Source organism: Acuticoccus sediminis, from assembly GCF_003258595.1.
In the GTDB taxonomy this organism is placed as follows: Bacteria; Pseudomonadota; Alphaproteobacteria; order Rhizobiales; family Amorphaceae; genus Acuticoccus; species Acuticoccus sediminis.
In genome coordinates, this window is the sequence record NZ_QHHQ01000003.1 from 374199 (window position 1) to 391425 (window position 17227).

At 67.5% G+C, this 17227-nt stretch carries 15 protein-coding genes; 10 read left to right on the plus strand and 5 right to left on the minus strand.

What is annotated here, in order from left to right:
• Positions 1–87: 87 nt before the first annotated feature.
• The 3 genes from nifK to nifH form a co-directional block, all read right to left on the minus strand.
• Positions 88–1647: a nitrogenase molybdenum-iron protein subunit beta gene (gene nifK / locus DLJ53_RS16020; protein ID WP_111346971.1), complete on the minus strand. Its 1560-nt coding sequence runs from the start codon at positions 1645–1647 to the stop codon at positions 88–90.
• Between the two features lie 69 nt (positions 1648–1716).
• Positions 1717–3216 carry a nitrogenase molybdenum-iron protein alpha chain gene (nifD, locus tag DLJ53_RS16025; protein ID WP_111346973.1) on the minus strand — a complete coding sequence of 500 codons (1500 nt, stop codon included), beginning with the start codon at positions 3214–3216 and terminating at the stop codon, positions 1717–1719.
• Between the two features lie 82 nt (positions 3217–3298).
• The gene (gene nifH, locus DLJ53_RS16030) at positions 3299–4183 is read right to left on the minus strand and encodes a nitrogenase iron protein (RefSeq protein WP_111346975.1); all 885 of its coding nucleotides are present in this window, start codon (positions 4181–4183) and stop codon (positions 3299–3301) included.
• Between the two features lie 506 nt (positions 4184–4689).
• On the opposite strand from nifH, the gene DLJ53_RS36560 reads away from it, so the two are divergent.
• The 8 genes from DLJ53_RS36560 (at position 4690) to nifV (ending at position 12586) form a co-directional block, all read left to right on the plus strand.
• Positions 4690–5535, plus strand: coding sequence for a rhodanese-like domain-containing protein (locus DLJ53_RS36560; RefSeq protein ID WP_202913190.1), 846 nt, complete (start codon positions 4690–4692; stop codon positions 5533–5535).
• A gap of 346 nt (positions 5536–5881) precedes the next feature.
• A complete protein-coding gene (gene sufB / locus DLJ53_RS16045; protein WP_111346978.1) occupies positions 5882–7330 on the plus strand; it encodes a Fe-S cluster assembly protein SufB in 1449 nt (482 codons plus the stop codon).
• Entirely contained in the window at positions 7330–8079 is a 750-nt protein-coding gene (gene sufC / locus DLJ53_RS16050; protein WP_111346980.1) for a Fe-S cluster assembly ATPase SufC, read from the plus strand. The genes sufB and sufC overlap by 1 nt, the downstream gene beginning before the upstream one ends.
• Complete coding sequence (gene sufD / locus DLJ53_RS16055; protein ID WP_111347134.1) at positions 8079–9329, plus strand: Fe-S cluster assembly protein SufD; 1251 nt, start codon at positions 8079–8081, stop codon at positions 9327–9329. The genes sufC and sufD overlap by 1 nt, the downstream gene beginning before the upstream one ends.
• Complete coding sequence (locus DLJ53_RS16060) at positions 9322–10566, plus strand: cysteine desulfurase (protein WP_111347136.1); 1245 nt, start codon at positions 9322–9324, stop codon at positions 10564–10566. Before sufD ends, DLJ53_RS16060 begins: the two co-directional genes overlap by 8 nt.
• A gap of 26 nt (positions 10567–10592) precedes the next feature.
• Positions 10593–10955, plus strand: a complete 363-nt coding sequence (locus tag DLJ53_RS16065; RefSeq protein WP_226581590.1) for an iron-sulfur cluster assembly protein — start codon at positions 10593–10595, stop codon at positions 10953–10955.
• Positions 10956–10988: 33 nt separating this feature from the next.
• Positions 10989–11444: an iron response transcriptional regulator IrrA gene (gene irrA / locus DLJ53_RS16070; RefSeq protein ID WP_111347138.1), complete on the plus strand. Its 456-nt coding sequence runs from the start codon at positions 10989–10991 to the stop codon at positions 11442–11444.
• Positions 11441–12586: a homocitrate synthase gene (gene nifV / locus DLJ53_RS16075; RefSeq protein ID WP_111347139.1), complete on the plus strand. Its 1146-nt coding sequence runs from the start codon at positions 11441–11443 to the stop codon at positions 12584–12586. Before irrA ends, nifV begins: the two co-directional genes overlap by 4 nt.
• A 74-nt stretch (positions 12587–12660) precedes the next feature.
• On the opposite strand, the gene nifA is transcribed toward nifV, so the two are convergent.
• Positions 12661–14466 carry a nif-specific transcriptional activator NifA gene (nifA, locus tag DLJ53_RS16080; RefSeq protein WP_111347141.1) on the minus strand — a complete coding sequence of 602 codons (1806 nt, stop codon included), beginning with the start codon at positions 14464–14466 and terminating at the stop codon, positions 12661–12663.
• Positions 14467–14899: 433 nt separating this feature from the next.
• Complete coding sequence (locus DLJ53_RS16085; RefSeq protein WP_111347142.1) at positions 14900–15817, minus strand: LysR family transcriptional regulator; 918 nt, start codon at positions 15815–15817, stop codon at positions 14900–14902.
• A 119-nt stretch (positions 15818–15936) separates the two neighbouring features.
• Here DLJ53_RS16085 and DLJ53_RS16090 point away from each other — a divergent pair, with 119 nt between their 5' ends.
• Together DLJ53_RS16090 and DLJ53_RS16095 are read left to right on the plus strand one after the other, a co-directional pair.
• On the plus strand, positions 15937–16482 hold the full coding sequence (locus DLJ53_RS16090) for a carboxymuconolactone decarboxylase family protein (protein WP_111347144.1): 546 nt from the start codon (positions 15937–15939) through the stop codon (positions 16480–16482).
• Between the two features lie 110 nt (positions 16483–16592).
• Positions 16593–17225, plus strand: a complete 633-nt coding sequence (locus DLJ53_RS16095; RefSeq protein WP_111347145.1) for a pyridoxamine 5'-phosphate oxidase family protein — start codon at positions 16593–16595, stop codon at positions 17223–17225.
• Positions 17226–17227 lie beyond the last annotated feature (2 nt).

Here is a 17227-nt window from a genome sequence, read left to right on the forward strand (position 1 = left end):
GGGCGATGAGTCCCCGCTCCACGCTCGCTCTGGACGCGCATTCCGGGCGGTAGACCGGGTCCACGTGTTCCGAATGCGCGGGAGGCATCAGCGGATGATGTCGTAGGAGTAGTCGGTCTTGGACGGGACGTTGGTGTTCTTGTCCATCTCGTCGAAGATCTTGTCGAGGATCGTCACGAGAACGTTCAGGCCGCCCTGATAGCCCCACACCGGGTAGCGGTGCTTGTGGTGCCGGTCGAAGATCGGGAAGCCGAGGCGGATGAGCGGGGTGCCCGTATCGCGCTCCAGGTACTTGCCGTAGGTATTGCCGATGAGGAAGTCGACCGGCTCGGTGAAGAGCAGCGAGCGCATGTGCCACAGGTCCTTGCCCGCGTAGGCCTTGCAGTCCGCCCCGAACGGCGAGGACGCGAAGACCTCCTCCATCCTGGCCGCCCACGCCTTGCCGCCATTGGTGGACAACACGTGGACCGGCTCGGCGCCCAGTTCAAGGAGGAACTTGGAGAGGCCGATCGTGAGGTCCGGGTCGCCGTAGATGGCGAAGCGCTTGCCGTGGATGTGGGCCTGGCTGTCGGCGATCGCGTCGACCAGCCGGCCACGCTCCTTGTCCAGAGCCTCGGGGATCTTCACGCCGGCGAGGCGGGCGACCTCCATGAGGAACTGGTCCGTCCCGGCGACGCCGACCGGATGGTGGAAGGAGGCGACCTCGTGGCCGTGACCCTCGATCATCGGCAGCGTCTTCTCGGTGCAGAAGTGCTGCATGGAGACGGTGGCCCTGGCGTGGATCGCGTTCGCCGCCTCCTCCAGAGTGGTCCCGCCGTCGTACATGCGGAACTCGCCGTCGGTCGGCGTGTCGAAGACGTCGGAGTTGTCGCCCAGCAGCGTGTACTCGACGCCCATCAGGTCGAAGATGCGCTTCACCTCGCGCATGTTGCCGACGCAGTAGCCGTCGAAGCCGCCGATGAAGTTGATCGAGCCGTTCACCTGGCGCTCCAGCTTCGGCGCTGTGCCGGCCTTGCCGTCCCAGAAGTGTTCGACGATGCCCTTCAGCGCATTGTCGTAGCCGGTGACGTGGCTGCCGACGAAGGCCGGCGTGTGGGCGAAGGGAACGTCGAAGTCGGCGGGCAGCGATTCCTTTTCCTTCGCCGTCTTGATGAAGGCGTTGAGGTCGTCACCGATGACCTCCGCCATGCAGGTCGTGGAGACCGCGATCATCTTCGGCTTGTAGAGGCTGTAGGTGTTGGCGAGGCCGTCCACCATGTTGTTGAGGCCGCCGAAGACCGCCGCATCCTCGGTCATCGAGGAGGAGACGCACGAGGTCGGCTCCTTGAAGTGGCGCGACAGGTGGGAGCGGTAGTAGGCCACGCAGCCCTGCGAGCCGTGGACGAAGGGGATCGTGCCCTCGAACCCGGTCGCCACGAACACCGCGCCGAGCGGCTGGCAGGCCTTGGCCGGGTTCACCGTCAATGCCTCGCGGGCGAAGTTCTTGTCCTTGTACTCTTCCGTCTTGGTCCACTCCCTGACCCGCTCGATATCCTCCGCGGGCTTCGGGTTCTCGAACATGCGGCGCTTGTTCTCCAGCATCTGCTGGTATTCCGGACCGCGGAAGAGCTCGAAGTGGTCGAGCACGTTGTCAGCGTTCTGCGTCATGTCAGATCCTCATTCCATGAGATGCCGGGGGACCGGCCCCGCCCTTGTCGCGGGGCCGGACAGGCGCGATTACTCGGCGGCCATCAGCATCGGCTTGGGGGTTTGCTTCCAGGGAGCCTGGGGCAGGTTCCAGACGGGGGCGTTGATCGCCATGTCCATGTCGCGGGCGAAGATCGCGAACCCGTCGTAGCCGTGGTAGGGGCCCGAGTAGTCCCACGAGTGCATCTGGCGGAACGGCACGCCCATCTTCTGGAAGACGTACTTCTCCTTGATGCCTGAGCCGACCAGATCCGGCTGGATCGTCTCGACGAACTTCTCGAACTCGTAGCCGGTCACGTCGTCGTAGATCAGCGTTCCGTCCTTCACGTAGTGCTGGGCGGTGCGTTGATAGTCGTCGTTGTGGCCGAACTCGTACCCGGTGCCGACGACCTCCATGCCGAGGTCCTCGTAGGCGCCGATGACGTGGCGCGGGCGCAGGCCGCCGACGAAGAGCATCACGGTCTTGCCTTCCAGCCGCGGCCGGTACCGGGCGATGACCTGGTCCATCAGCGGCTGGTACTTCGCGATGACGCGCTCGGCGCCCTCCTTGACCTTGTCGTCGAAGAAGCCGGCGATCTTGCGCAGCGACTCGGCGATCTTGGACGGACCGAAGAAGTTGTACTCGCACCAGGGGATGCCGTACTTCTCTTCCATGTGCCGCGAGATGTAGTTCATCGAGCGGTAGCAGTGCAGGACGTTGAGCTTGACGCGCGGCGTCGCCTCCAGCTCGGCGAGCGTGCCGTCGCCGGACCACTGCGCGACGACCCGCAGGCCCATCTCCTCCAGCAGGATGCGCGAGGACCACGCGTCGCCGCCGATGTTGTAGTCGCCGATGATGGCGATGTCGTACGGTCCGGGCTCGATCTTCGGCTCGGCGCTCATGTCCAGCTTGTCGAAGACGAAGTCGCGCACCGCGTCGTTGGCGATGTGGTGGCCGAGCGACTGGGACACGCCGCGGAAGCCTTCGCAGCGGACCGGGACGATCGTCTTGCTGTATTCCTTGGACTTCTGCTTCGAGACGGCCTCGATGTCGTCGCCGATGAGGCCGATCGGGCACTCGGACTGGACGGTGATGCCGTTGTTGAGCGGGAACAGCTCCTCGATCTCGTCCATGATCTTGGCGAGCTTCTTGTCACCGCCGAAGACGATGTCCTTCTCCTGGAAGTCGGAGGTGAACTGCATCGTCACGAAGGTGTCCACGCCAGTGGTGCCGATGTAGTAGTTGCGCCGCGCGGCCCAGGAATACTGGCCGCAGCCGACCGGACCGTGGGAGATGTGGATCATGTCCTTGATCGGACCCCACACCACGCCCTTCGAGCCGGCGTAGGCGCAGCCGCGGATGGTCATCACGCCCGGGATGGACTTCAGGTTCGACTTCACGCCGCAGTCGGACTTGCCGTCGTTGTGCACGTTGAGGTGCTTGGCGCGCCGCTTGGCGGATTTCGCCGGGTAGGCTTTCAGGACGTCGTCGATCAATTCCCGGTTGCGGGCCTTGACCTCGTCGACACTTGCGTCTTTGGGCAAGCTCATTGGAATTCCCTCGTGTTTGCAGATGGTCCGGGCCACCGGGATCCCGGCCCCCGCATGGAGGGCCGGGGCCGTCGGGCGGGCGTTACGCGACGGAGAGTTCGGCCGCGGTCTTGCCGACCTGGGTCTCGTCGACCTGCTTCATGATGCCGTGCTCCATGAGGAGGTCTTCCAGCTCGTCCATGGTGATCGGCGTCGGGATCACGCCGTTGCCGGCGTTCTCGTGGATCTTGCGGGCGAGGGCGCGGTAATGGTCGGCCTGCCTGGATTCCGGGGCGTACTCGACCACGGTCATGCGGCGCAGCTCGGCGTGCTGGACGATGTTGTCGCGCGGCACGAAGTAGATGAGCTCGGTGCCGAGCTTCTTGGCGAGGCTCTCGGCGAGTTCCAGCTCCTTGTCGGTCTGACGCTCGTTGCAGATGAGGCCGCCGAGGCGCACGCCGCCGGAATTGGCGTACTTCAGAATGCCCTTGGAGATGTTGTTGGCGGCATACATCGCCATCATCTCGCCGGACATGACGATGTAGATCTCTTGCGCCTTGTTCTCGCGGATGGGCATCGCGAAGCCGCCGCACACGACGTCCCCGAGCACGTCGTAGGAGACATAGTCGAGATCGTCGTAGGCGCCGTTCTCCTCGAGGAAGTTGATCGAGGTGATGACGCCGCGGCCGGCGCAACCGACGCCCGGCTCGGGGCCGCCGGACTCGACGCACTTGATGTCCTTGTAGCCGATCTTCAGGACGTCCTCGAGTTCGAGGTCCTCCACCGAGCCGGCCTCGGCAGCGAGCGACAGGATGGTATCCTGCGCCTTGGCGTGCAGCATCAGGCGGGTGGAATCGGCCTTCGGATCGCAGCCGACGATCATGATGCGCTGGCCCAGCTCGGCGAGCGCGGCGAGGGTGTTCTGAGAGGTGGTCGACTTGCCGATGCCACCTTTGCCGTAGAACGCAATCTGTCTCAATGACGACATAACGGTCTCCTTCGGACCAATCCGTGTTTGCTTCCGCGCAAGTCGCGCGAGCGTGTTCCTCAAGAAGGAACGGGCGCCGCGTTCACCGGGAAGGAGCACATCGCTCGTCGCGGGCGATTTTGGCCGGGGTCGATCCCGTCCGGCGACGTAGGCGTGTGCTCAGCCCTCACTGGCCGTTCCGCACACCCCATCTTCAACGGATGTGCCAGCCCCGGTCGGGCCTTCCAATGCACTGAATTATCGGCTGAAATTGTCTCTGGCGGGCGAAGGCCGCCGCGCGCCGCCCCCGACAACCATGTTGTGGGACCGACAAAACAATACAGTCATTGTCGGGCAAGGCCGGGGTCTTCGTTGGGCATCCAGACCGGATCGACTGTCAACGACCCGCCGGGCACCAGCGAATATTGGGCCCGCGCGCGGGACGGACGCGGACTGGAACACTCCTTGCGCAACCGAACGTGATCCGGCCCATCCGGCGCCGGCCTCGAGCGATCCGGAGAATGCCCATGCAGATCGGTGTCGAGACCTCCAAGGCCGTCGACCAGCGACGCGTGTTCGTCATCGACGCGGACGACGTCACCCGCACCGTCCTCCAGTTCATGCTGCAGGACGAGATCGAGACCCACGAAGTCGCCTCCCTCGACGAGGCCTTCGTGAAGGGGGTCGACTGGCTGAAGCCGCACCTCATCCTCCTCGGCGCGTCCCTGCTGAGCGGGAACGCCCAAGGCGTCGTTGCCGAGATCTTTCAGCGCTTCGGCGGGGTTCGCCTCGTCATCGTCGCGGACGCCAGCGACGATCCGGCCGTCACCGCGGCGCTGCGTGCAGGCGCGCACGGCACCATCCTCAAGCCCCCTCACCCTCGAGGCGGTGCGCAGGAAGGTGGACACGGTCCTCGGCCGTACCGGCGCCGCACCGCTCGTCACCCTCCCCGGCCTCTAACGACACGACGAAGGATTTCCGACATGACACGACAGGTGTTCCGACACATCGACGTCGCCGATGCGCTGACGCTTCTCGACAGCCCGGGCATTCGGGTCTTCGACATTCGCGACAAGGGTTCGTACGACAAGCGACACGTCGACGGCGCCCGCCACCTGACGATCCTCGACTTCGAAACCGTCATCAAGACGACGGCGCGGGACACGGTCGTCCTCGTGTACTGCTACCACGGCTTCGCCAGCCAGGAGTACGCGGCCGCGTTCTGCGACTTCGGCTTCCAGACCGTCTACAGCCTCGACGGCGGGTTCGAGGCGTGGGCGCAGGCGGTCGACCAGCCCCCGGTGCGCGGCGACGCCGGCTGGCTCGCCCGCGGACAACGCGGTGCCGCCCCGCGCCACGCCGCCGCAGGCTGAGCGACCGCCCCGTCCGCTGCCGGCATGTCCTTGATCCGACACTGACCCGTGTGGGAACCCTGACAATGGCGGTTCCCGCACACCACCCGCGTCCGAGGTCGCGTCCCATTCGGCGCACTTTTCCCGGTCTTTGACGCTGGCACACCCTTTGCGGTGCCCATCCGGCAAGGTTCGTCTCGAAGTTTTCCAGTTCTACGAACACGGACCCGGGCCGGCTTTCTGACATCCGTTCGAATTGTCGCGCTCGGCGACCTGAGAACCGTGTGGCTGGCCGTTGCGTGATCTGCCGGACGTCGGGCGTCGATGGTCCGGCACGTCGAGTATTCAACAACGTCGGGAGTCTGACATGAGCGAACACATGGATGCCCTCGAAGACGCGACCAGTGCCAAGTACAAATACGGCTTCGTCACCGACATCGAGAGCGAGTTCGCCCCCCGCGGGCTCTCCGAGGAGGTCATCCGCTTTATCTCCGCGAAGAAGAGCGAGCCGGAATGGATGCTGGAATGGCGCCTCGACGCCTATCGCCGCTGGCTGACCATGACCGAGCCGCAGTGGGGCAAGCTCGACTACACGCCCGTCGACTTCCAGAACCTCTACTACTACGCCGCCCCCAAATCGGATACCGACGCGCCCAGGAGCCTCGACGAGGTCGACCCCGAGCTTCTGAAGACCTACGAGAAGCTTGGCATCCCCCTCTCCGAGCAGAAGATGCTCGCCGGGGTGGCGGTCGACGCCGTCTTCGACTCGGTCTCCGTCGCCACCACCTTCCGCGCCGCGCTCGAGGAAAAGGGGATCATCTTCTGCCCGATCTCCGAGGCGGTCCGGCAGCACCCTGAGCTGGTGCGCAAGTATCTGGGCAGTGTCGTTCCAACGACCGACAACTTCTATGCCACGCTCAACAGCGCCGTCTTCTCCGACGGGTCGTTCGTCTACATCCCCGAGGGCGTGCGCTGCCCGATGGAGCTGTCGACCTACTTCCGCATCAACGCGATGAACACGGGCCAGTTCGAGCGCACGCTGATCATCGCCGACAAGGGCGCGTACGTGTCCTACCTCGAGGGCTGCACGGCCCCGCAGCGCGACGAGAACCAGCTCCACGCGGCCGTGGTCGAGCTCGTCGCGCTCGAGGACGCCGAGATCAAGTATTCGACCGTCCAGAACTGGTACCCCGGGGACGAGAACGGCCGCGGCGGCATCTACAACTTCGTCACCAAGCGCGCGGACTGCCGGGGCCGGAACGCCAAGGTGTTCTGGACCCAGGTCGAGACCGGCTCGGCGATCACATGGAAGTATCCCTCCTGCATCCTGCGCGGCGAGGGCAGCCAGGGCGAGTTCTACTCGATCGCCATCGCCAACAACGCCCAGCAGGCCGACACCGGCACGAAGATGATCCACCTCGGCAAGAACACCAGGAGCCGGATCGTCTCGAAGGGCATCTCCGCCGGCCGCGCGCAGAACACCTACCGCGGACTCGTCAAGTTTCACCCCAAGGCGGACGGCGCGCGCAACTTCACCCAGTGCGACTCGCTGCTCCTCGGCGACCAGTGCGGCGCGCATACCGTGCCGTACATCGAATCCGGGAATCTCTCCGCCGTCGTCGAGCATGAGGCCACGACCTCGAAGATCTCCGACGACCAGATGTTCTACTGCCTCACCCGCGGCATCGACCCGGAAGAGGCGGTCGCCCTCATCGTCAACGGCTTCTGCAAGGAGGTCCTCCAAACGCTCCCCATGGAGTTCGCGGTGGAGGCCCAGAAGCTCGTCGGCATCAGCCTGGAAGGGAGCGTCGGCTAATGCTTACCATCGAGAATCTTTTCGTATCGGTCGAAGACAAGCCCATCCTCAAGGGCCTCGATCTCACCGTCCCCGCCGGACAGGTGCATGCGATCATGGGACCCAACGGCGCCGGCAAGTCCACCACCTCCTACACCATCGCCGGCCGCGAAGGGTACGACGTGACCGGCGGCCGCATCCTCCTCGACGGGGAGGAGATCACCGGTCTCGCCCCGGACGAGCGTGCCGAGAAGGGCGTCTTCCTCGCCTTCCAGTCGCCCATCGAGATCCCGGGCGTTTCGACCATGAATTTTCTCAAGACGAGCGTGAACGGCATGCGCCGGCGGCGCGGTCAGGACGAATACGACACCGTCTCGTTCCTTCGCCGCGTGCGCGAGGTCGCCCGCGCGCTCAATGTCACCGAGGACATGCTGAAGCGTACCCTCAACACCGGCTTCTCCGGCGGCGAGCGCAAGCGCAACGAAGTGCTCCAGATGACCCTGCTGGAGCCCAAGCTCGCGATCCTCGACGAGACGGACTCCGGCCTCGACATCGACGCGCTGCGCCTCGTCTCCGAGGGAGTCAACGCGCTGCGCGCGCCTGACCGCTCCTTCCTCGTGATCACCCACTACCAGCGCCTCCTCGACTACATCGAGCCGGACGTCGTCCACATCTTCGCCGACGGCAGGATCGTCATGTCCGGCGACAAGACGCTCGCCAGACGCCTCGAGGACTACGGCTACGACACCGTCATCGCCGAGGCGGCGTGATGGGTGAGTTCGTCACGACCCAGAGCCTCCTCGGCGCCGCGCCCATTGACGGCGGCGGCTGGGCCGCGGCCTTCCGCGCCTCCGGCCGTGAGACGTTCCAGCGCCTCGGCATCCCGCACCGGCGCGTCGAGTCCTTCCGGTACTCGGACCTCTACACCACGCTGCAGCGCAAGGCGCCCGAGGCGGAGCCCGCCACCGAGCCGCTCGCCCTCGAGGGCTCAGCCGTCCTCACCGTGCGCGACGGGACGGTCCGGGGCGCCCTCCCCGCTGGAGCCGCCCTCCTCAGCGACGCGATGGCTGAAGCCACCTCGCCTGCGGCGCCCCTCGTCGGCCGCATCAACGCGGCCGAGCAGTCGGGCCATCCGGTCGCCGCCCTCAACGCCGCCAGGGCCGATGAAGGGCTCGTCCTGACCGTCCCGGCGGGTGCCATCGCGCCCCCCCTTCACCTCGACTTCGACTGGACGGACGGCGAGCAGCGCCACCTCCGCCTCGTCGTCGTTGTCGAGGCGGGGGCGTCCTTCACCGTCACGGAGACGCACCGGGGCAACCCCGGACTCGCGACGGTCGTCACCGAGTTCCGCCTCGCCGAGGGCGCCCGCCTCGCGCACCTGCGCATCGACCGCCTCGGCGCTGCCGCGCGCCTCTCCACGGCGCTCTTCGGCGAGGTGGGCGCCGGCGCCGCCTACGAGGCCTTCACGCTGTCAGAGGGCGGAGACTTCTGCCGCGCCGAGGCACTGGTCGCCCTCACCGGCGAGACCGCACACGTCGCCCTCGACGGCGCGCTGCTGACGGGCGGCGCGCGGCACGTGGACGTGACCGCCGTCCTGACCCACGCCGCACCCAGCACGACGAGCCGGCAGTCCTTCCGGGCCGTCCTCGGCGGCAAGGCGAACGCGGCCTACCAGGGCGCGATCAAGGTGAGGCCCGGCGCCCAGAAGACCGATGCCTACCAGATGAGCCGCGCGCTGCTCCTGTCGCCGCGTGCCTTCATCGCCACCAAGCCCGAACTCGAGATCTACGCCGACGACGTGAAGTGCAGTCACGGTGCGGCCACCGGTGCCCTCTCTGAGGACGCACTGTTCTTCCTGCGCACCCGTGGGCTGACCGGGGCCGAGGCCCGCGCGCTCCTGGTGGAGGCGTTCGTCAACGAGGCGCTGGAGGCGATCCCCGACCCGGCGCTGCGCGATCTCGCGACGTCCGCGGCCCTTGAATGGATGCAGACGCACGCCGGAGAGGTGAGCCATGCCTAAGCCCGCCCCCCTCGCCGCCTCCGCGTTCGACGTCGAGGCGATCCGCCGCCAGTTCCCGATCCTGTCCCGAAAGGTCCACGGCAAGCCGCTCGTCTACCTCGACAACGCGGCCTCGGCGCAGAAACCGGCCGCCGTGCTCGATGCGCTGACGAACGCCTACAGCGAGACCTACGCCAACGTTCACCGGGGCGTGCACGCGCTATCGACCGAATCGACGCTCCTCTTCGAGCAGGCCCGCGAGCGGGTCCGCGCGTTCATCAATGCGCCGACCCTCGACGAGGTCGTCTTCACCAAGGGCGGCACGGAGGCGATCAACCTGGTCGCCTCCGGACTCGCCGAGACCATCGGCGACGGCGACGAGATCGTGGTGTCCGAAATGGAGCACCATTCCAACATCGTCCCCTGGCACTTCCTGCGCGAGCGGAACGGAGCGGTCCTGAAGTGGGTGCCCGTCACGGCCGACGGGAGCTTCGACCTCGACGCCTTCGCCCGCCTCCTCACACCGCGAACGAAGATCGTCGCCATCACGCACATGTCGAACGTCCTCGGCACCGTGACCCCGGTCGCCGAGATCGTCCGCCTCGCCCACGCGGCAGGCGCGGTGGTCCTGATCGACGGCTGTCAGGGCTCGGTGCACCAGCGCGTCGACGTCCAGGCGCTCGGCTGCGACTTCTACGTCGGCACCGGCCACAAGCTCTACGGCCCGTCCGGCATCGGCTTCCTCTATGGCCGGATGGAACACCTCGCGGCGATGCGCCCCTACCAGGGCGGCGGCGAGATGATCGACACCGTGACGAAGGACTGGGTCACCTACGGCGCGCCGCCGCACCGCTTCGAGGCCGGCACGCCGCCGATCGTCCCGGCGATCGGTCTCGGTGTCGCGCTCGACTGGCTGGGCCGTCTCGACATGGCCGAGGTCGCCGCGCACGAGCACGCGCTGCTGGAGCATGCCACGGAGGCGCTGGAGGCGATCCCCGGCCTCTCGATCATGGGCAAGGCGCCCGGCAAGGGCGCGCTCGTCTCCTTCGTCGTCGACGGCATCCATGCCAGCGACATGTCCGCCGTCCTCGATCGCTACGGCATCGCGGTGCGGGCGGGCAGCCATTGCGCTCAGCCGCTGATGGACCGCTTCGGCGTCCCCGCGTCGCTGCGCGCGTCCTTCGCTCTCTACAACACCCACGAGGAGGTCGACGCCCTCGCCGAGGGCCTCGCCAAAGCCAAGACGTTTTTCGCCTGACCGCCCCTCACCGACGGAGATTCGTCATGAGCCTGTCCGAAGTATCGTCCATGACCTACGGTTATGTCCCGAAGATCTCGGCGCCGTCTGCCGTCGAAGACCAGATGGTCGCAGCGCTCCGCACCGTGGTCGATCCCGAAATCCCGGTGAACATCTACGACCTCGGCCTCATCTACGAGGCGACCGTCGACGAGAACGCCGTCGCCACCATCGCCATGACGCTGACCGCGCCGTCCTGCCCCGTCGCCGGGCAGCTCGTCGAATGGGTGCAGAAGGCCGTCAACGATGTCCCCGGCATCGACGCCACCGTCGTGCGGCTCGTCTTCGACCCGCCCTGGGACTCCAGCCGCATGTCCGAAGAGGCCTGCCTCGAACTCGGACTGATCTGACCCGCCCCCGCCGCTCTCGCCCAGGAGGCCTTCATGTTGGCATTCTACACCAAGACACCGACCGACCCGTCCGCACGCCAGTCCGCGGTCCGGGATCTTCTGACGGCGGCGGGCCTCAAGGCGACACGGCAACGCATGGGCCTCGCGTGCCTGCTCTTCGGCGGCCCCCACCGGCACTTCACCGCCGAGGAGCTGCACCACGAAGCCCTGTCGGCCCGCATGCCCGTCTCGCTCGCGACGATCTACAACTCGCTGCGCCTCTTCTGCGACGCCGGGCTGGTACGCAGCGTCGTGGTGGATCCGTCGCGCGCCTACTTCGACACCAACGTCTCCGACCACTTCCACTTCTTCAACGAAGAGGACGGGGCGATCTACGACGTTCCGGACGGTGCTCTCGATGCACCCGTCGTGCCGCAACCGCCGGACGGCTACGTCATCGAGCGGGTGGACGTGGTGGTGCGCCTGCGCCGCCGGGACAGCCAGCAATGACGCCCCGCATCCACCTCAACGACACCACGTTGCGCGACGGCGAGCAGGCCCCCGGTGTCGCGTTCACCCTCGCCGAGAGGATCGCGATCGCCGAGGCCCTGGCCGCCGCCGGCGTCCCGGAGATCGAGGCCGGAACGCCCGCGATGGGTCCGGACGAGGTGTCCGCGATCGCCACCATCGCCCGGTCGGTCCCCCAGGTCCGCACCCTCGCCTGGTGCCGCCTGTCGGAGAAGGACCTGGCGCTCGCCGCCCGGGCCGGCGTTCGGGCGGTGAACCTCTCCATTCCGCTCTCCGACCGGCTGCTGGCGACCAAGCTCGGCATCGACCGCGAGGAGGCCCTCGCCCGGATCAAGCGCGTCGTCCCGCGCGCGCTCGACATGGGGATGGATGTCGCGATCGGCGGCGAGGACGCTTCCCGCTCAGACCCCGAGCACATCGTGCGCGTCGCCGAGACGGCAGCGGCGCTCGGCGCCTTCCGCCTGCGCCTCGCCGACACGGTGGGCGTCCTCGACCCCTTTTCCACGGCCGATCTGGTCGGCACGGTCTGCCGGGCCGCGCCGATCGCCATCGAATTCCACGGTCACGACGATCTGGGTCTCGCCACCGCCAACTCGCTGGCGGCGGTCCGCGCCGGGGCGACGCACGTCTCCGTCACCGTGCTCGGCCTCGGCGAACGTGCCGGCAACGCTCCGCTGGAGGAGCTCGCCGTCGCCCTCGACCGGCTCAGCCAGGGTGAGACCGGCATCGACCTCGCCCGGCTCCCCCGCCTCGCCGAGGTGGTGGCGCGCGCCAGTGGACGCCCGGTGCCCGAGGGCAAGGCGATCGTCGGCCGGGACGTCTTCACCCACGAATCCGGCATCCACGTCTCGGCGATCCTGAAGGAGCCGGAGACATACCAGGCCCTCGACCCCGCGCTCGTCGGGCGCGGACACGCGATCGTCATCGGCAAGCACTCAGGTGCGGCCGCGCTCGCCCACGCGCTCGGCGAGGCGGTGCCGGACGCGCTGCTCCCGACCCTGCGCGCCCGCATCATACGGCAGGCCGCCCGAACCAAGCGGCCCATCGCCCCCGGCGATCTCCGCGCCATGGTTCGTGATCTCGAGGACCAGATCGCCGGCTCGCCGCTGCCCATCGCCTCCTGACAAAAAAAGACGCCCGATGATCCCCATCGATCATCGGGCGTTTCCGAGTTTACGCGGAGAGAGCTCGGGAAGCGTCAGAAACGCTTCAATTCAATGTCGTACTTGCGCAGCGCGTAACCGATCTGGCGCGGGGTAATTCCCAGAAGGCGCGCGGCCTTCGCCTGGACCCAGCCGGACTTTTCCATCGCATCGATCAGCCGCTGCTTCTCGGTCAGGCGCGATCCGCCGGTCGCCGGGCAGTTCCCGTCCTGCGCATGCCCGCAGCTCGACGGGCCGAGCACGACGAGTTCGCCGTCAGCGGACACGTCGGGCGCGGTGTCGGCGGGCACCGGGGCACGCGCCGCGACCGAGCCCGGCGTGACCGGCGGCCGCGCCACGATCGGCAGCGGGCCGGACGGCGGCCCGCTCGACCACAGGAGGGTGGACAGGCAGTCGCCGTGCGAGCAGGCGAAGTCCCCGCTCGCGATGGTGCCGCCGGGCGCCAGCGTGGCGGTGCGCATCACGCAGTTCTCGAGCTCGCGCACGTTTCCCGGGAAGCTGCAGTGTTCCAGGATCTGCATCGCCGAGTCCGAGAACTGCATCTCGCGCCGGTTCTCCTTGTTGAACCGGTCGAGGAACGAGTTCGCCAGCCGCCGCACGTCGCCCGGCCGTTCCCGCAGCGGCGGCAGGAAGATCGGCACGACGTTGATGCGGTAGTAGAGGTCGGTCCGAAAGGTCCCCTTCGCGACCGCGTCCTCGAGGTTCTTGTTGGTGGCGCAGATGAGGCGCACGTCGATCTTGATGGTCTTCGTCCCGCCGACGCGCTCGAACTCGCCCTCCTGCAGGACGCGGAGCAGCTTGGCCTGGAAGCTGGCGGAAATCTCGCCGATCTCGTCGAGCAGGAGCGTTCCGGTGTGGGCCGCCTCGAAGCGGCCGAAGCGCTGCTGCTGCGCGCCGGTGAAGGCGCCCTTCTCATGGCCGAAGAGTTCCGATTCGAGCACCGTCTCGGACAGCGCCGCGCAGTTCACCTTGACGAACGGCTTGCCCTTGCGCGCCGAAAGGTCGTGGATCGCGCGGGCGAAGACCTCCTTGCCGGTACCGCTCTCGCCCCGGAGCAGCACCGTCGTGTTGGACTTCGCCACCACCGCGACCGTGTCCATAACACGGCGGATCGCGGGGCTCTCGCCGACGATGCCGCTCACCTCGATCGCCTTGGGCGGCGCGATCTTGTCGGCCATCGCCGTCTCGAGTGCCTTCTCGTAGGTGCGCCGCTCGTCGATGAGGCGCTGCCGGTCGGCGGACAGGAGGCGGTGAAGCCGGACCGTCTGCCCGACAAGGTTCGCCACCATCGTCAGGAAGCGGACGTCCTCGTCGAAACGGAAGCTCGTCGCCCCGTCCCAGACGCGGTCGATGGACAGTGTTCCGACGACCACGCCGCCGGTCTTGATCGGCACGCCGATGAACGAGACGCGGTCGTAGCCGGGTGTGCCGGGAGGCGCCATCGGACCGAACATCGCCGGTTCGGCGGCCATGTCCTGCACCACCAGCGGCGTCGCCGTCGCAACGATGCGGTCGACCACCGCCTGCGGCACCACCTCCAGCGGCTTGCCGTGGGTGCGCCCCGCCCCGCGCGTCGTGGCGACGAGCTCGGCGTCCCCTTCGGCGTTGAGGATCACGAGGACGCTGTCGCGCATCTGCATGAAGGAGGAGAGGACCTTGGCGACGCTCTCCAGGATCGTCTCCAGCGGCAGCGGCGCCCCGAGCAGCTTCGAGATTTCGTAGAGACCGTAGATCGAGATATCCCGCGAGACGTGCGTGGACGTTTTACTCGCGGCCTGGGAGAGTCCGCCGACTACCCTTTCGGGCGATGCCGTCGTCGTTCCTGTCACGCCGATCACCATAGCGGAGACTCCGTCACGCTACTCGACGCGCGCTCTGTCCGGGCGCGTGGAGTCGCCTCGCATGCGAGCAGTCCCAGTGGTGATCTTTCCGATCGACCGCCGCAGACGCGGGTCTCAAGTCATGGCCGCGTCGACGCCCGCTATAATCTTCGCAGGTGTACCCTCGCTAGAATAGAAATAACAACATATCGCCGCCGATGTCGTGCGCGAATGTGCGGCAGCCCCGCGCGAAATCTAGTCAAACCGCCACAGAAATTCCGTGTTTCATGGTCTCGTGCCACGAAACGACCCTTCCCCGAACCCGAGGACAACCCACCCATCCCATTACGTGCAAGGCGACGCAACCCATGCGTGCTTCGCCGGATCGATACAGGCTCCCACGGCTGCCGCCTGGGCGCCTCGAATCGCAGCACGGCGTTCGACGGGCGGACCGTTACGTGAGCGTGGCGAGTTCGCGCAGCCCCTCCCGCAGACGTTCCGCCGCGAAGTCGAGGAAGGTGCGCGTCTTGAGCGGAAGGTCACGGTCGCCGGCATGGATGAGATGCACCGGCACAGCCGGCGGCTCGAAGTCCGGCAGCAGGATCCGGAGCCGCTGCCGCCGCACCTCCTCCGCCGCCTGGTAGAGGAAGACCCGCGTCGCACCGGCACCGCGCGCGGCCGCCTCGACCGCCGCCTCGGCCGTCGTCACCGTCAGCCGCGGCATGACCGGGACGCTGACCATGTCCGCCCGGTCGGCGCGATGGAAGGTCCACGTCGCCGACGGCGACAACCGTTCGAAGTTCACGATCGGGATCCCGGCGAGGTCAGGCGGCTCGCCCGGCGTGCCGTACCGGTCGATCACGTCCGGCGCCGCGCAGACGACCATGCGCATCGTCCCGACCCGGGTCGCGATGAGGCCGCTGTCCGGCAGCGCGCCGATCCGCACGCCGACGTCCACGTGCTCCTCGATGAGGTGGAGGTTCTGGTCCGACAGCAGGAGGCGCACGCTGATGTCGGCGTAGGCCGCCAGGAAGTCCGTGACGACCGGCAGCACGTGCAGGCGGCCGAAGAGCACCGGCGCGGTGACCACGAGCTCGCCGCGCGGCGTCGTGTATTCGCCGGACGCCGCCCGCTCCGCCTCCTCCACCTCCTCAAGGATGCGCCGGGCGGCGGCGACGTACGCCACCCCGGCTTGCGTGAGGACCACGCTGCGGGTGGAGCGCAGCAGGAGACGCGTGCCGAGGTGCTTCTCCAGCTCGGCGACCTTGCGGCTGACCGAGGCCAGCGGCATCCCGGACGCCTTCGCCGCCGCCGTGAAGCCACCCTTCTCGACCACCTGCATCAGGATCGACATCGCCTCGAACCGATCCATCCCGCCTCTCATTCCGTGAGATAGTCTCTCTCGAAATTAGCCGATTATCCTGTGGGGTGAAACGCATCATCTTGCCGTCAACCGAGCCGCACCGGCCGGACAGCAGCAAGGAACAGCCCATGTCCCGACTTTCCATTCCGTCCGTCGACGACGCCCCCGCCGCCTCGAAGCCGATCCTCGAGGCGGTGAAAGGGCAGCTCGGCGTCGTTCCCAACCTCTTCCGCCTCGCCGCCCAGAGCCCCGCCGCGCTGCAGGCGCTCACCGGGCTCAACGGCGCGCTGAGCAAGGCGCTCGACGTCAAGACGCGCGAACGGATCGCCCTCGCGGTGGCGCAGGTGAACGGCTGCGACTACTGCCTGTCCGCCCACACCTACCTCGCCACCAACCTCGCCAAGCTCTCCCCCGACGAGGTCGCGCTGAACCGGAGCGGCCGGTCGGGCGACGTGCAGGCCGACGTCGCCGTGCGCTTCGCCGCGAAAGTGGCTGCCGAGCGCGGACACGTCGGCGAGGCGGACATCGCGGCAGTGAAGCTCGCCGGCTACAGCGAAGCCCAGATCGTGGAGATCGTCGCGCTGGTCGCCGAGAACACCTTCACGAACTACCTCAACGAAGTCGCCAGGACGGACATCGACTTCCCGGTCGTGCGGGCGTCCGAAGCCGCCTGATCGGGCCCGGGCGGTGTCCTTCGCGCACCCGCCCGTCCCGGCATTGCCAAGCCGTCCGACCCGCCGTTCCATCGAACGGCGGGGTTTCCTCCATCTGAAGGCGTACGACCATGCCCTACGGATTTCTCGATATCGCACTGACGCCCAGCGTCCGCGCCGCGCAAAAGTCGATGGGCGCGGACCACCTGTGGGAGGACTTCAAGGGCCACCGCGCCTACGACCGTTTCTCGCAGAACGAAGCCGCCTTCATCGCCGAGCGCGACAGCTTCTACATGGCCAGCGTCTCGGAAAACGGCTGGCCCTATGTCCAGCACCGTGGCGGCCCGCCGGGATTCCTGAAGGTGATCGACGACCGCACGCTCGCCTTCGCCGACTACCGTGGCAACCGACAGTACATCAGCCTCGGCAACGTCAATGCCGACGACCGGGTCTGCCTGTTCCTGATGGACTACCCGCGTCAGGGGCGGCTCAAGATCTACGCCCGCGTCGAGGCGCTGGCGCTGGACGACGACCCGGCCCTCACCACCGCGGTTCTGGACGAGGGGTACCGGGCGAAGGTGGAGCGGATCTTCCGCCTGCGTCTGGAGGCGTTCGACTGGAACTGCGCGCAGCACATCACGCCCCGCTTCACCCAGCCGCAGGTCGAGCAGGCGATGGGCTCGGTCCTCGAGCGCATCGCCGCGCTGGAGAGCGAGAACGCTGCCCTGCGCGCCCGCCTTGCCGACGTCGGGGGGGCGAGCTGAGC